Source organism: Novosphingobium sp. 9, from assembly GCF_025340265.1.
Classification (GTDB): Bacteria; Pseudomonadota; Alphaproteobacteria; order Sphingomonadales; family Sphingomonadaceae; genus Novosphingobium.
In genome coordinates this window covers 1,532,215-1,547,186 of the sequence record NZ_CP022707.1, presented here as the reverse complement: position 1 = coordinate 1,547,186, position 14,972 = coordinate 1,532,215, and the positions used below count along the sequence as shown (strand labels likewise).

Annotated in this window: 14 protein-coding genes; 5 read left to right on the top strand and 9 right to left on the bottom strand. The window is 66.0% G+C overall.

Translation table 11 applies throughout. From position 1 onward, the window contains the following. Window positions 1-29: 29 nt before the first annotated feature. The 4 genes from ligA to CI805_RS07715 form a co-directional block, all read right to left on the bottom strand. A complete protein-coding gene (gene ligA / locus CI805_RS07730; protein ID WP_260921554.1) occupies window positions 30-476 on the bottom strand; it encodes a protocatechuate 4,5-dioxygenase subunit alpha in 447 nt (148 codons plus the stop codon). Next, a complete protein-coding gene (locus tag CI805_RS07725; RefSeq protein WP_260921551.1) occupies window positions 473-1,513 on the bottom strand; it encodes an amidohydrolase family protein in 1,041 nt (346 codons plus the stop codon). The genes ligA and CI805_RS07725 overlap by 4 nt, the downstream gene beginning before the upstream one ends. After that, on the bottom strand, window positions 1,510-2,379 hold the full coding sequence (locus tag CI805_RS07720) for an NAD(P)-dependent oxidoreductase (RefSeq protein WP_260921549.1): 870 nt from the start codon (window positions 2,377-2,379) through the stop codon (window positions 1,510-1,512). Before CI805_RS07720 ends, CI805_RS07725 begins: the two co-directional genes overlap by 4 nt. Window positions 2,380-2,478: 99 nt before the next feature. Beyond that, the gene (locus CI805_RS07715; RefSeq protein WP_260921547.1) at window positions 2,479-3,630 is read right to left on the bottom strand and encodes a LysR substrate-binding domain-containing protein; all 1,152 of its coding nucleotides are present in this window, start codon (window positions 3,628-3,630) and stop codon (window positions 2,479-2,481) included. A 100-nt stretch (window positions 3,631-3,730) separates the two neighbouring features. Between CI805_RS07715 and ligK the strand changes: the two genes are divergently transcribed. The 3 genes from ligK to CI805_RS07700 are packed head-to-tail and all read left to right on the top strand — an operon-like array spanning window position 3,731 to window position 6,330. Next, window positions 3,731-4,405: a 4-carboxy-4-hydroxy-2-oxoadipate aldolase/oxaloacetate decarboxylase gene (gene ligK / locus CI805_RS07710; RefSeq protein WP_260921545.1), complete on the top strand. Its 675-nt coding sequence runs from the start codon at window positions 3,731-3,733 to the stop codon at window positions 4,403-4,405. Next, window positions 4,398-5,462 (top strand): 4-oxalomesaconate tautomerase, encoded by a 1,065-nt coding sequence (locus tag CI805_RS07705; protein WP_260921543.1) that lies wholly within the window; start codon window positions 4,398-4,400, stop codon window positions 5,460-5,462. Before ligK ends, CI805_RS07705 begins: the two co-directional genes overlap by 8 nt. Continuing rightward, entirely contained in the window at window positions 5,455-6,330 is an 876-nt protein-coding gene (locus CI805_RS07700; protein ID WP_409934879.1) for an amidohydrolase family protein, read from the top strand. Before CI805_RS07705 ends, CI805_RS07700 begins: the two co-directional genes overlap by 8 nt. Before the next feature lie 20 nt (window positions 6,331-6,350). On the opposite strand, the gene CI805_RS07695 is transcribed toward CI805_RS07700, so the two are convergent. The 5 genes from CI805_RS07695 to CI805_RS07675 all read right to left on the bottom strand — a co-directional run bounded on the left by CI805_RS07695 (window position 6,351) and on the right by CI805_RS07675 (window position 10,249). Then, window positions 6,351-7,142 (bottom strand): class III extradiol dioxygenase family protein, encoded by a 792-nt coding sequence (locus CI805_RS07695; RefSeq protein ID WP_260927855.1) that lies wholly within the window; start codon window positions 7,140-7,142, stop codon window positions 6,351-6,353. A gap of 90 nt (window positions 7,143-7,232) precedes the next feature. Continuing rightward, window positions 7,233-7,628, bottom strand: coding sequence for a protocatechuate 4,5-dioxygenase subunit alpha (locus tag CI805_RS07690; protein ID WP_260921541.1), 396 nt, complete (start codon window positions 7,626-7,628; stop codon window positions 7,233-7,235). A 141-nt stretch (window positions 7,629-7,769) separates the two neighbouring features. Then, the gene (fdhD, locus tag CI805_RS07685) at window positions 7,770-8,570 is read right to left on the bottom strand and encodes a formate dehydrogenase accessory sulfurtransferase FdhD (RefSeq protein WP_260921540.1); all 801 of its coding nucleotides are present in this window, start codon (window positions 8,568-8,570) and stop codon (window positions 7,770-7,772) included. 103 nt (window positions 8,571-8,673) lie between these two features. Beyond that, window positions 8,674-9,276 carry a GDSL-type esterase/lipase family protein gene (locus CI805_RS07680; protein ID WP_260921520.1) on the bottom strand — a complete coding sequence of 201 codons (603 nt, stop codon included), beginning with the start codon at window positions 9,274-9,276 and terminating at the stop codon, window positions 8,674-8,676. Window positions 9,277-9,373: 97 nt separating this feature from the next. Next, window positions 9,374-10,249, bottom strand: coding sequence for a LysR substrate-binding domain-containing protein (locus CI805_RS07675; protein WP_260921518.1), 876 nt, complete (start codon window positions 10,247-10,249; stop codon window positions 9,374-9,376). 314 nt (window positions 10,250-10,563) lie between these two features. Here CI805_RS07675 and CI805_RS07670 point away from each other — a divergent pair, with 314 nt between their 5' ends. Both CI805_RS07670 and CI805_RS07665 read left to right on the top strand, forming a co-directional pair. Continuing rightward, on the top strand, window positions 10,564-13,764 hold the full coding sequence (locus CI805_RS07670; protein WP_260921516.1) for an efflux RND transporter permease subunit: 3,201 nt from the start codon (window positions 10,564-10,566) through the stop codon (window positions 13,762-13,764). After that, a complete protein-coding gene (locus CI805_RS07665) occupies window positions 13,757-14,971 on the top strand; it encodes an efflux RND transporter periplasmic adaptor subunit (protein WP_260921513.1) in 1,215 nt (404 codons plus the stop codon). Before CI805_RS07670 ends, CI805_RS07665 begins: the two co-directional genes overlap by 8 nt. Window position 14,972: the final 1 nt, after the last annotated feature.

The window sequence follows — 14,972 nt, the reverse complement described above, 5'->3', positions numbered from 1 at the left end:
GTGGGTCTCCGTAGTCTTGTCAGCGGGCGTCAGAACGGGGGCGTCAGAACGGCATCGTGCGCCTTCGCCTCGTTCTCGCGGATCGAGCGCTGCCCTTCGGGCGAGCGGCCACCGGCGTTCATCATCGCGGCGTAATCGGGCACGGTCATGCCGGTCATCGTCGAGACGGCCTGCAGGAACGACTGGCCATCGGTCGAAAAGACCTTGGCCATGAAGTAGATGTTGCCGCCAAGGTCCAGAAGCCGGTTGTAGTCGCGGTCGAGCACCGCCTGCTTCTGTTCCGGGGTCATCGGGAAGCGGTCGAGATAGGCAGGCTCGTCGGCCAGCCACTCGGCGCGGCCCTCGGGCTTCATCAGCGTCATCGCGAACTGGTTGAGGTGATAGCCCCGGCGCGCGCGTGCTGCGGTGAACACGCGGGTGCCCGGAATATCCTCGAAGTCGGCGAGATACTCGTGAATGTCCACGTAGCCGCTCACGGCCGCTCCTCCTTCAGACCCTTTGCGTTCAGCCGGGCATCGAGGCGCGGGAACACCGTGCGCACGTTGCCCTCGAAGATCATGTGGCGTTCGTGGTCCGAGATATCCAGAGCATCGACATAGCGCTTGGTATCGTCGAAGTAGTGCCCGGTCTGCGGGTCGATCCCGCGAACGGCGCCGACCATTTCCGAACCGAACAGGATGTTCTTGTTCTCGATCACGTCGGCCAGCAGGTTGATGCCCGGCTGGTGGTAGACGCAGGTATCGAAGAACACGTTCTTCATGATGTATTCGTCGAGCGAGGGCTTCTTGAGCATGTCCGCCAGACCGCGATAACGGCCCCAGTGGTAAGGCACCGCGCCGCCACCGTGCGGGATGATGAAGCGCAGCTTGGGGAACTTGGCGAACAGATCGCCCTGCATCAGCTGCATGAACGCAACCGTGTCAGCCGCCAGATAGAAGCCGCCGGTCGCGTGCATCGCCGGGTTGCACGAACCCGAGACGTGGATCATCGCGGGCACGTCCAGCTCGGACATGACCTCGTAGATCGGGAACCAGTATTCGTCGGTCAGCGGCGGATGCTCGAAGTGGCCGCCGCCCGGATCGGGATTGAGGTTGCAGCCGATGAAGCCCAGCTCCTCGACGCAGCGGCGCAGTTCCTTGATCGAAGCGGTGAGGTCCGCCTTCGGGCTCTGCGGCAGCATGCACACGCCCACGAAGGTCTCGGGGAAGAGGTGGACGACGCGGGCGATCAGGTTGTTGCAGTGAACCGCCCAGGCCTCGCTCATCGCCTGATCGCCGATGTGGTGGGCCATGGCGCTGGCCCGCGGCGAGAAGATCGTCAGGTCCGCGCCGCGCTCCTTGATGAGCTTGAGCTGGTTCTGCTCGATCGTCTCGATGATCTCGGCATCCGAGATTTCGGGGTACGGCGGAGCTTCCTCGCCTGCCTTGAAAGCGGCGATCTGCGCCTCGCGCCAGGCGTCGTGCGCCTTGGGGAGGACGGTGTAGTGTCCGTGACAGTCGATGACGCGGGTCATTGTTCGCTGTGTTCCTTCCAGCCATTCGTCGCGGTGATCGCCGCGAGTTTTTCATTGAATCCTTCCGGCACGGGCCGGATTCCGAGCCCGCCGAGCGAGCCCTGCCACGAGACCGTGCCTGCGGTCATGCGCGGGGCGATGCCCAGCGCGTCCAGCATCAGCGCGGCCTCGGCCATTTCCGCCGAACGACGCGTGCCGTGCACGATCATGCGGTCGAGATTGTAGTCGGTACGCTGCGGCCAGCTGATCGTCTTCTCGCTGGCATCGAGCGAGGCGAGCACTTCGTCGGCCACGCCCTCGGCCTCGGCGGCCATCATCATTTCGGCGGTGAGCGCTTCCAGTCCCTTGACCATGACCGAGCGCACCAGCTTGATCGCCGAGGCCCGCCCGACATCGGCACCGACCGCGCGAATCTTGGCAAAGCCCGCAGCGCCGAGCGCCTGCACGGCCTCCTCGGCATCGGGACCGGCGACCAGCAGCGGCACATTGAGGCGCGCCGGATCGACAGGCGCCATCACCGCGACATCGACGTATCTACCCTTCCCGGCATTCACGAGTTCGGCATTCGCCCGCTTGGTCTGCGGCGCGATCGAGTTCATGTCGCAGAACAGCGCGCCCTTGCCCAGCAGCGGCGCGGCGGCAGCGGCCACATCGCGAGCGGCGTCGGCAGTCACCAGCGAGAGCACCGTACTCGCTCCGTCGAGCGCCTCGGCCAGACTGTCGCAGGCGATAACGCCGAGCGAAGTCATCTCGTCACGGCGACCCGCTGCAATATCGAAGGCGCAAGCCTCGGATTCCCAGCCTGCGACACGCGCAAACGTCGATCCAGCCTCTCCGAAGCCTATAAGGGCAATGGTTTTGCTCATGGCGCCTCATGTGCCCTGCGAGGCGGAAAGCCGCCAATCGAAAGTGGCCGGGCGGTATAACCTGTGCCTAATCACCTGCACTCGGATACCGCCTTCGAACTACCCTTCCTCGATGGCCGCCGCCGCCAGATCCTCGAAGAATTCGCGCTGGACTTCGGTCGGGCGCAGCGAGCCGCGCGTGGTCATGCCGATCGTGCGGTGGAAGCCCTTGGGCGGGCGCCCCAGTTCGCAGAGCCACCCGGCCTGCACTTCCACCGTCACCTGGTCGGGCGAGAGCAGCGCGATGATGTCGCTCTCCAGCATGATCTGGCGCATCATCATCACCGAGCCGGATTCGATCGGCACCGCGGGCAGCGGTACGCCCGCCGCTGCGAAGAACCGCTCGCAACTGTCGCGCAGCGGCGCCCCCTGCGGCGGGAGCACGATGGGATAGGCCGCCAGTTGCTCCGGTCCCGCATCCGAGCCTGCCAGCGGATGCCCGACGCGCCCGAAGAACGCCGGCATGTCATCGAACAGCGGGTGCTGGGCAAGGTCGGTTTCGATCAGCGGATCGCGCAGTGCGCCCACCATCACGTCGAGCGTGCCGCTGCGCAGCGGCTCGACCAGTTCCACGCGCGAGCCTTCGACGATGGTGAGTTTCACCTTGGGCCGCCGACGCATGAACCGCGCCACCGCACGCGGCAGCACGCGGGCGCGAGAGAGCGGCATGGCGCCGATGGTAATGCGCCGGGTCTCGTGGCCGCGCAGCGCGTCGATCTCGGAAAGGCCCGTCTCCAGCTCCACCTTCGCCAGCCGGAACTCGCGCGCCAGCTGCGTACCCGCCTCGGTGGTGATCACCACCTTGCCCCGGCGCACCACCAGCGGACGGCGCAGTGCCAGCGACAGGTCGTTCACCGCGCGGTGGATCGAGGGGAGCGACAGCCCCGTCGCCTGCCCTGCCCCGGCATAGCTGCCGGTTTCCGCCAGCGCGAGCAGCGCGCGCAGGCGGCTCATGGTGACGTGCGGGCTCTGCACATGTTCCAGCGCGGCATGGATGCGCGGCGCGAAGGCCTCGCCCGCCTGCGTCGGGATCATGCCGTCATGCCGTCGCTCGAACAACGGCATGCCAAGCTGCGACTCGAGTCGCCCCAACGCCTGTGTTATTGCGGGCTGGGACAGATTCACGGCCATCGCGGCGGCATTCACTGTGCCCAATTCCGCGATTTTCCCCACGGCACGCAAGTGCCTGAGGTTCAGGTTCCAGATCTCCATGACGCATCACTTAGCCAAAACCTATCGCCAAGCCAAAGTTTCTCTTTCACCCTTGACGCGTTCGCTCCCATCTAGCGCAGGGTAGAGAAGGAGTGACCTGATGAGTGGTATTGTCGTCCAGAACATCGAACGCGCGGACCAGGACGTGATCGACGGCCTCGCCGCCTGCGGCGTGGCGACCGTGCATGAAGCGCAGGGCCGCACCGGCCTGCTCGCCAGCTACATGACCCCGATCTATCGCGGCGCGCGCATTGCCGGATCGGCCGTGACGATCAGCGCCCCTCCGGGCGACAACTGGATGGTCCACGTCGCCATCGAACAGCTGAAGGCCGGTGACGTGCTGCTGCTCGCGCCGACCAGCCCCTGCGAGGACGGCTACTTCGGCGACCTGCTCGCCACCAGCGCCATCGCCCGCGGCTGCCGTGGCCTGATCATCGACGCCGGCGTGCGCGATGTGCGCGACCTGACCGAGATGGAATTCCCCGTGTGGTCCAAGGCGATCCACGCGCAGGGCACGGTCAAGAACACGCTTGGCTCGGTCAACGTGCCGGTCGTCTGTGCCAACGCCGCCGTCCAGCCGGGCGACGTGATCGTGGCCGACGATGACGGCGTGGTCGTGGTGCCGCGCGAAAAGGCCGCCGAAGTGCTCAAGGCCGCGCAGGCCCGCGAAGCCAACGAAGGCGAAAAGCGCGAGAAGCTGGCGAACGGCGTGCTCGGCCTCGACATGTACAAGATGCGCGAGCGTCTTGAGAAGGAAGGCCTGAAGTATGTCTGAGACCTTCTCCCAAGCTCCAGTCATGTGGATGCGCGGGGGAACGTCCAAGGGCGGGTACTTCCTGAAGGATGACCTGCCCGCAGACCCGGCCGAGCGGGACGCGTTCCTGCTCGGCGTCATGGGATCCCCCGACCCGCGCCAGATCGACGGCATGGGCGGCGCCGATCCGCTGACCAGCAAGGTGGGCGTGGTTTCGAAGTCGGACCGCGAGGGCATCGACGTCGAGTATCACTTCTTCCAGGTCTTCGTGGATCAGGCGATCGTCTCGGACGCGCAGAACTGCGGCAACATCCTTGCCGGGATCGGCCCCTTCGCCATCGAGCGCGGCCTTGTCGCTGCCACCGGCGACGAGACCAAGGTGACGATCTACATGGTCAACACCGATCAGGTCGCCGTCGCCACCGTGCAGACGCCGGGCGGAACCGTCACCTACAAGGGCGATGCGAAGATCGACGGCGTTCCGGGCAGCCATGCCCCGGTGCCGCTGGAATTTCGCGACACCGCCGGGTCGATGACCGGCGCGCTCCTGCCCACCGGCAATGTTGTGGACGAAGTCAACGGCGTGAAGGTCACGCTGATCGACAACGGCATGCCCTGCGTGGTCATGAAGGCCGAGGATCTGGGCGTGACCGGCTATGAGGACCGCGAGACGCTCGATGCGGACAGCGCCCTCAAGGAAAAGCTGGAAGCGATCCGCCTGGCCGTGGGCGAGCGGATGAACCTGGGCGACGTCAAGGACAAGTCGGTCCCCAAGATGTTCCTCGTCTCGCCCCCGAAGAACGGCGGCGCGATCAACACCCGCAGCTTCATTCCGCACCGCGCCCATGCGACGGTCGGCGTGCTGGCGGCGGTCACGGTCGCAACGGCGGCGCTGCTCGACGGTTCGCCTGCTGCGGAAGTGGCGCAGATCCCGGATGGCGCGCGCAAGACCCTTTCGGTCGAGCATCCCACCGGCGAGATGAGCTGCGTGCTCGAAGTCAACGAAGCGGGCGATGTCACCAGCGCCGCGCTGCTGCGCACCGCGCGCAAGCTGATGGATGGAATTGTCTATGTCTGATCGTATCCTTTCCTGGCACGGCGCGCCGAGCAAGCCCGCTTTCACGCCGCCGCCCGGCGCCATCGACGCGCACTGCCACGTCTTCGGGCCGATGGCGCAGTTCCCGTTCAGCGCCAAGGCGAAGTACCTGCCGCAGGACGCGGGGCCGGACATGCTCTTTGCCCTGCGCGATCATCTGGGCTTTGCCCGCAACGTGATCGTTCAAGCCAGCTGCCACGGCACCGACAACGCCGCAACGCTCGACGCTATCGCCAAGAGCGGCGGCAAGGCGCGCGGCGTGGCGGTAGTCGATCCGGACATTTCGGAAGCCGATCTCCTCGCGCTGCACGAAGGCGGGATGCGCGGCATCCGCTTCAATTTCCTCAAGCGCCTTGTCGACAACGCCCCCAAGGACAAGTTCCTCGAAGTCGCCAGCCGCCTGCCCGAAGGCTGGCACGTGGTGATCTACTTCGAGGCCGATATCCTTGAGGAACTGCGCCCCTTCATCGATGCGATCCCGGTGCCGGTGGTGATCGACCACATGGGCCGCCCGGACGTCAGCCAGGGGCCGGACGGCGCCGACATGAAGGCGTTCCGCAGCCTTCTGGAAAGCCGTGAGGATATCTGGTTCAAGGCCACCTGCCCGGATCGCCTCGATGCCTCGGGCGATCCGTGGAACGACTTCGCCAAGGCCGTCGCGCCGCTGGTGGCGGACTATCAGGACCGCGTGATCTGGGGCACCGACTGGCCGCACCCGAACATGCAGGACAACATCCCCGACGATGGCCACCTCGTCGACATGATCCCCCGGATCGCGCCGACGGCAGAGCTTCAGGAGAAGCTGCTGGTGACCAATCCGATGCGGCTCTACTGGCCCGAGGAACTCTGACACGAACAAGCCCCGGCGGATCACTCCACCGGGGCTTTTCTTTTTGCTCCAATCGGTTGCTCAAGCCGGTTCAAGCAGCATCGTAGCCCCTGCCGTGTTCGAGATCGGCGCGTGGTAATTGCGGTGCGTCTCCACCGCGCTGCCCCCAGCGCCCCGCGCGCGGCGATCCAGTTGACCAGTTCGACGCCCTGCGCACCCGACAGCCGGATGATCTCCTCGATGCTGTCCGCCGCGATCCGGTCGGGGTCGCTGGCCAGCCGGTCCATGCACAGGCGGTCGTATTCGGGGTTGAGGAAGCCCGCCCGCTCGCCATCCAGCTGGTGCGAGAGGCCGCCGGTGCCGACCACCACGATGCGCTCGTCGCCCTGCCATCTGGCCAGCGCCCGACCGACACTGCGGCCGAGTTCAAGGCAGCGGCGAGCGCTGGGCAATGGGAACTGCACGGTGTTGATCGCGATCGGCACCAGCTTGACCGGCCAGGCATCGCAATCGGGATAGGCCAGTTCGAACGGGATCGACAGCGCATGATCCACCAGCATCGACTGGCATGTCGTGATGTCGAAATCATCGCCGACAAGCTGCTCGATGACATGCCACGAAAGCGCGGGATGGCCGGAAAAGGGTTTGAAAACAGGCAGTCCCCAGCCCTCGTCCTTGTTGAAGTATTCCGCCGCCGCGCCGACCGCGAACGTCGGCATCTTGTCGAGGAAGAAGTTCAGCCCGTGGTCGTTGTAGAAGCAAACGGCGACGTCCGGGCGGGTTTCGGCGAGCCATTCGCGGACCGGGGGTAGCCGTCGAAGAACGGTTTCCAGTACGGGTCCTGCTGCTTGCCGCCGAAGATCGCCCCGCCGATCGAGGGGACGTGGCTGGTGAAGTATGCACCGACGACTTTTGCCATGATCTTATGCCTTTCCCTGATCGATGAGATGCTGGCGGAACGCCTCGACGCTCATGCCCGTCTGCTGCGCGCCGATGTCCTGCACATTGAGCCCGAAAATGCCCGCCAGCTTGGCGAGATAGTAGATATTGCCGCCCGCCTCGATCATCGCCAGCACGTTGCGCGATCGGACCGCCTCGCGCTGCTGCGGCGTCAGGTGGAACTGCGCGCAGTAGGCGTCCTCGTCCTGACGGAAAGCCACGCGATTGCGGGCATCGTTGAAGGAAAAGCACATGGCATTGAGCTGGTAGCCCTTCGCTGCGGCTACGCCGTCGAAGAACGGTGTGCCCGGCACCGGGGAATGGGTTTCGTGCCTTTCGAGCGGCGGAATTTCCGCCTCGGCAGCTGTAGTCTGGTTCATCGTTGCGCGGCTCCTTCTCCCGGTCTCGATAGCCCCGGATGCCGCGCCGCCTGACGGCGATCCTTGACCTCGATCAAACTGCGGTCCGCACAGCCTTTCGTACGATCAGGATTAGCCAGATATTATCGCGCACAAACACCTCTACTCCGGCGCGGGCATCCACAGCATCGTATCGTCGCGCGCCACCGCCGCGATCGACAGCCCGGCGGCATGGGCACGGCACACGGCAAGGTCGGTCGGCGCCGAGATCGCCACCAGCAGCGGCACGCCTGCGCGCGCCGCCTTCTCGACCAGCTCGTAGGAACAGCGCGAGGTCATCACCACGAAGCCCACGGATGGATCGCGCCCTTCCCTCGCCAGTGCGCCCAGCAGCTTGTCGAGCGCGTTATGCCGCCCGACATCCTCGCGCACGAGAAGCAGCGTGCCGTCCTCTCCCGCAAAACCAGCGGCATGGCTGGCGCGGGTCTCGCGGCCCAGCGGCTGGCGCTCACGCAAGGCGTGGAGCGCGCGCGCGATGGCTTCGGGCGTGGCGCCGGTTCGACGCTCCAAACCGGGCAGCGGACGCAGCGCCGCCTCGACACTCTCGATCCCGCAAATCCCGCAGGCGCTGTCGCCCACCCGCCCCCGCGCGCGGCGCATCACCGGTTCGAGACGATGCGCAGGCAAGGTCACGCGCGCGACGTGCCCCGTGCCCCAAAGCGCATCCTCCACGGCGTGCAGCGCGATGGCGCCGATCTCGGAGGCTTCCGCCAGCCCCTCGCCGAGCAGGAAGCCGGTGACGAAATCCTCAAGATCGATGGGCGTCGCCATCATCACGGCATAGGCCATGCCGTTGATCTCGATGGCGACCGGCGCCTCGACCGGCAGCGCGATCTCGACCGGATCGCCGGCAGTCCCGTCATAGGCGCGGCGGCGGGCCGGGAATGTCGCGCTTCCGCTCACGGCTTTTGCGCCATCGCCTGCCGGATCGCCGCTTCTGCCAGCGGCTGCATCGCGGCGTAGCCCGCCGGATTGGGATGCACGCTGTCGAGCCCGAGTTCGGGCTTCAACGCCCCGATGGATCGGCCAGCACGCGCGCATAGTCCACGAAGACGATCCGGTGCGCTTTCGCATAGGCGGCCAGACGCGCGTTGATCGCCGCGATCTCCGCCCCCTGATCACCGACTTCGGGCCGCCAGTTGAAATAGCGCGTCGGCGGTATCCCTGCGAGCACCACGCGGATGCCGTTGGCCCGCGCGAGTTCGACCATCGAGACGATATAGCCATAGATCTCGTCCGGCGTTTCCGGCCCGGTATTGCCCGCCACATCGTTCGTGCCCGCCATGATATGGACGACAGCCGGATGCAGCGCGATCACGTCCGAGCGGAAGCGCAGCAGCATCTGCGGTGCCGTCTGCCCGGAGATGCCACGCCCGATGTGATCGGTCCGATCACGCAGATAGGGCTCGCGCGCCCAGTTCTGGGTGATCGAATCGCCCATGAACACCACGCGGGCGGGATCGTCGTGCCCTGCAAGCGCCTCGTTCTCGGCCCGGTAGCGGGCAAGATTGCCGAAATCACCCGCAGGCATCTGCGCACGGGCGACCATTCCCAGCGGCAGCGCGCCGAGCACAAGCGCCACCAGCGGCACCGCTATCCATTTACGCATCGAGTCTCCAACGTCATCGGGCGGCAGGAGAAATATCCTGTCCCGCCGGAGTTGAACCCAGCCTTTAGGCCCCGCCTTCAGGCCACCGCTAAATGGCCTATGCCCCATCGTCCAGCAGCATCGCCCGGAAACGGGCCGCAGCGGGGGTGAGCGTTTCCTTGTGGACCATCCACAGGTCGCTGGTGAACGGCACGTCGAGATCGCGAAACACCAGCCGCTCGACGCTGATGCGCGCGAGCGAGTTGGACACCACCGTCAGCCCGAAACCCGCCGCCGTCAGCCCCAGCAGCGTGGCAAGACTGGACGCCTCCAGCACCACATCGGCCTCGAACCCCTCCGCCCGGCACAAGGCCACAAGGTGATCGGCAAAGCCCGCTGCCCGGCTGCCGCCATAGAACACCAGCGGCTCGCCCCGCAGATCGGAAACGCGCGGGCGCCTGTCGAGCGTGGCGAACCTGTGGTCATCCCGCATCGCCACGACCAGCCCTTCGCGCATCAGGCATTGCGAGACGAGACCCGCCGGCAGCGGCGGATCGACCAGCGAACGCACCAGCGCGATGTCGATCTCGTCGCGCACCACGCCATCGATCTGAAGGTCGCGGGCGAGCTCGTGGAGATCGAGCCGGACCTGCCCGTTCTCCTGCCGGAAGCCGGACAGCGCCTTGACGATGCGCGGCATGAACGGGACCGAAGTGGAGAACGACAGCGACAGCCGCCCGATCTCGCCACGCTGCGCCCGGCGGGCGGTGAGCATGGCATGCTCGGCCTGATCGAGCGTCGCCTGCGCTTCGGGCACGAACTGGCGCCCGGCGACGGTCAGCTGGACCCGGCGGCTGGTGCGCTCGAACAGCTGCACGCCCAGTTCCTCTTCCAGCGCGCGCACCTGCTGGCTGAGCGGCGGCTGCGAAATGCCCAGCCGCGCCGCAGCCCGACCGAAGTGCAGTTCCTCGGCGACGCACAGAAAATATCGCAAGTGTCTCAGATCCATGGCATCAATTCGTCCAGCCTATCGATCCAGCCGTATTATATATTGGACACATTCCTGACCAGAGGCCATCCGAAGCGTGAAAGCGCAACCATGCGTGCTCAATTTCAGCCGAAGCGACCGGGAATGCCCGGCAAAGCCCGGAACCGTTGCCCCTTGAACGACAGGGCTACAGCGACAGGCTTGGCCTGTCGCGCTGTTTCTGTTGGGCGACCGACGCCGGTCCATCGAAATTTCGGGTTGAGGATTTGCTGTCGTCCGGTGGCCCCTCCACCTGTGCCGGACGGCCTTTGGAGTAGTCGATGATTGGAATCGTCAAGACCGCCCTGCACCGCCCGTTGACGTTCATCGTCATGGCGATCCTGATCGCCATCGGCGGCACCATTGCCGCCCTGCGCACGCCGGTCGATATTTTTCCCGATATCAAGATCCCCGTGATCGCTGTCGCCTGGCAGTACTCGGGCCTGCCGCCGCAGGACATGTCCGATCGCATCGTGACACCTTTCGAGCGCGTGCTCACCACCACCGTCAACGACATCGAGCATACCGAAAGCCAGTCCTACCAGGGCATGGGCGTCGTCAAGATCTACTTCCAGCCGACCGTCGACATCCGCACGGCAACCGCGCAGGTCACGTCGGTCTCGCAGACGATCCTCAAGCAGCTGCCCGCAGGCGCAACGCCGCCGCTGATCCTCAACTACTCCGCATCGACCGTGCCGATCCTGCAGCTGGCGCTGTCGGGCAAGGGCCTGTCGGAAGGCCAGCTGTTCGACATCGGCATGAACCAGATCCGCACGCGACTGGTGACAGTGCCGGGCCTCGCCATGCCCTACCCCTCGGGCGGCAAGACCCGCCAGATCCAGATCGACCTCGACCCGCAGGCCCTGCAGTCGAAGGGGCTTTCTGCGCAGGACGTCAGCAACGCCATCGCCGCGCAGAACCAGATCAATCCGGCCGGCTTCATCAAGATCGGGCCGACGCAGTACTCGGTCCAGCTCAACAATGCACCCGACACCATCGACGGCCTGAATGACCTTCCGGTGAAGGTGGTGAACGGCGCGACGATCTACATGCACGATGTTGCCCACGTCCGCGACGGCAGCGCCCAGCAGCAGAACGTCGTCCATGTCGAGGGCACCCGCTCGGTACTGCTCACCGTCTTCAAGAACGGCGCGGCATCCACGCTCGCGGTCGTCAACGGCGTCAAGGCCGCCCTGCCCAAGATCCAGCAGACGCTGCCCGACACGCTGAAGATCCTGCCGGTGGGCGACCAGTCGATGTTCGTGAAGGGCGCGGTCGAAGGCGTGGTCCGCGAAGGCGCGATTGCCGCTGCGCTCACCTCGCTGATGATTCTGCTGTTCCTCGGCTCGTGGCGTTCGACCGTGATCATCGCGCTCTCGATCCCGCTGGCCATTCTGGCGGCGATCGCGGCGCTGGCGGTGTTCGGCCAGACGCTGAACGTGATGACGCTGGGCGGCCTCGCCCTCGCGGTCGGCATCCTCGTCGATGACGCAACCGTGACCATCGAGAACATCAACTGGCACCTCGAACAGGGCAAGGGCGTGGTCGAGTCCATTCTCGACGGCGCCGCCCAGATCGTGACCCCGGCCTTCGTCTCGCTGCTGTGCATCTGCATCGTGTTCGTGCCGATGTTCTTCCTGCCCGGCGTTGCAGGCTACCTGTTCGTGCCGATGGCGCTTTCGGTGGTCTTCGCGATGGTCGCCTCGTTCATCCTGTCGCGTACCCTGGTGCCGACGATGGCGATGTACCTCCTCAAGCCCCACGCCACCCATGGCGAGGACGTGCACAACTCGGGCTCGCCCACCTCGCGCAATCCGCTGGTGCATTTTCAGCGCGGGTTCGAGAAGCGCTTCGAGATCGTTCGCGGCAACTACGTGGCGCTGCTGCGCCGCGCGCTGGGCGCCCGCAAGCCGTTCATGATCGGCTTCCTGGCAATCGTCGTGCTGTCTATGGGTCTCGTCACCCTGCTGGGCAGCAACTTCTTCCCCAACGTCGATTCCGGCCAGATCATGATGCACGTCCGCGTTCCCGTGGGCACCCGCATCGAGACCGCTGCGTCGGACTTCGAGAAGATCGCCCAGCAGGTGCGCGAGACGATCCCGGCCGATCAGCTGGCATCGATCACCGACAACATCGGCCTGCCGGTCAGCTCGATCAACACCGTCTACAATGCCAGCGGCACCATCGGTCCGCAGGACGGCGACATGATGATCACCCTGAAGGAAGGCCATGCGCCGACCGACGGCTGGGTCAACACCCTGCGCCGCGAACTGCCGCGCCGCTTCCCCGGCACGACCTTCTCGTTCCTGCCCGCAGACATCACCAGCCAGATCCTGAACTTCGGTTCGCCCGCCCCGATCGACATCCAGATCTCCGGCAAGGATCCCGAGGCCTCGCGTGAATATGCGCACAAGCTGATGGCCAAGCTGAAGGCGATCCCCGGCATTGCCGACCTGCGTCTCCAGCAGCCCGAAACCAGCCCGCAGCTTTCGGTCGATGTCGACCGCAGCCGCGCCGGCCAGTACGGCCTCAGCGAAAAGGACGTGACGACCAGCCTGGGCAACACCCTTGCCGGTTCCTCGCAGACCGCCCCGGTCTACTACGTGAACCCCGACAATGGCGTGTCCTACGCCGTCGTCGCCCAGACGCCAGACTACATGGTCAACACCATGAGCGACCTCAACAACGTGCCGGTCTCCGGTTCGGCAGGCGTGCCCACGCAGTTGCTCGGCGCCGTAGCGACGATCAAGCGCACCGGCACGGCCGCTGTGGTCTCGCACTACAACATCGCCCCGGTGCTCGACGTATACGCCACGCCTTCGGGCCGTGACCTCGGCGCGATCGCCACCGACATCAACAAGGCCATCAAGTCGCTCGACAGCGCCGTTCCCAAGGGTTCGACGGTGACGCTGCGCGGCCAGTACCAGACCATGAACACCGCGTTCTCGGGTCTGGGCTGGGGCCTGGTCGGCGCCATCGTGCTGATCTACCTGCTGATCGTGGTGAACTTCCAGAGCTGGCTCGACCCGTTCGTCATCATCACCGCGCTGCCTGCGGCTCTCGCCGGTATCGTGTGGATGCTGTTCACCACCGGAACCACGCTATCGGTCCCGGCGCTGACCGGCGCGATCATGTGCATGGGCGTCGCCACCGCCAACTCGATTCTCGTCGTCTCCTTCGCCCGCGAGAAGCTGGCCGAGACCGGCGATGCCATCGAGGCGGCGATGCAGGCCGGCATGGTCCGCTTCCGCCCGGTGCTGATGACCGCGCTTGCCATGATCATCGGCATGCTGCCGATGGCGCTCGGCATGGGTGACGGCGGCGAGCAGAACGCCCCGCTCGGCCGTGCGGTGATCGGCGGCCTGATGTGCGCCACCATCGCCACCCTCTTCTTCGTTCCCACCGTGTTCAGCTTCGTCCATCGCCGCGTCACCCGCGACGAAAAGACCCCCCAGACGGAAATGCAGCCCAGCCATGTCTGAAACTCCCCTTCACGAAACCGAGGGCCCCAGCGCCCGCACCCTGAAGATGCTCGGCCTGGGCGTGGCGGTGATCGCCGTCGCCGTCGTCGGCTTCGGCACCATGAGCCGCCTGCGCGCGACCGGTGATCTCAAGACCGTGGCGGCAGACGCTTCCATCCCCACGGTCGCGGTGATCCACCCGGCCAAGGTGACGGGCGACGGCTCGCTGGTCCTGCCCGGCAATGTCCAGGCGTGGAACAGCGCGGCGATCTTCGCGCGCACCAACGGCTATGTCCGTTCGTGGAACGCCGACATCGGCGACAAGGTGGGCGCGGGCCAGACCCTCGCGGTGCTCGACGCGCCCGACCTCGATCAGCAGCTGGCGTCGGCCAAGGCGGACTATCAGACCGCGCTGGCCAACCAGAAGCTCGCCGCCAGCACCGCCAAGCGCTGGAAGAGCCTGCTGGCGCAGGATGCCGTCTCGCAGCAGGAAACCGATGAGAAGGCCGGTGACTATGCCGCCAAGACCGCACTCGCCAATGCCGCGCTCGCCAAGGTGCGCGAACTTCAGGCGACCTACGGCTTCACCCGCCTCTCGGCGCCGTTCCCCGGTGTCGTGACCAGCCGCTCGGCCCAGATCGGCGCGCTGGTGGTGGCAGGCAATGCCGCCTCGCAGCCGCTGTTCACCGTGTCCGACATCCACCAGATGCGGATCTACGTGAAGGTGCCGCAGGTCGATTCCGCCCGCCTCAAGGACGGCGACACCGCCACGCTGACGCTGCCCGAATATCCGGGCCGCGAGTTCCCGGCGATCGTCAAGCGCAGCGCCGGATCGGTGGACCAGCAGTCGGGCGCGGTGCTCGTCCAGTTGCAGGCCGCCAACCCCGACGGCGCGCTGAAGCCCGGCGCCTATGCGCAGGTCCACTTCAACGTGCAGGGTGACACCTCCGCCCTGACCCTGCCGGGCAGCGCCGTGCTCTACACCGCCAGCGGCCCGAACGTGGTTGTGCTGGGCAGCAACGATCAGGTCACGCTGCATCCGATCACCATCGCGCAGGACATGGGCAAGTCGGTGCTCGTCTCGGTCGGCGTGAAGCCGGGCGATGCGATCGTGGATTCGCCGCCGGACTCGATCGCCAACGGCGACAAGGTCCGCGTGCAGACCGCTGCGGATGCCGGCAAGAGTGCCGAAACTGCTACGAAAAGCGCACCTGCGGGCAGCAAGTAAG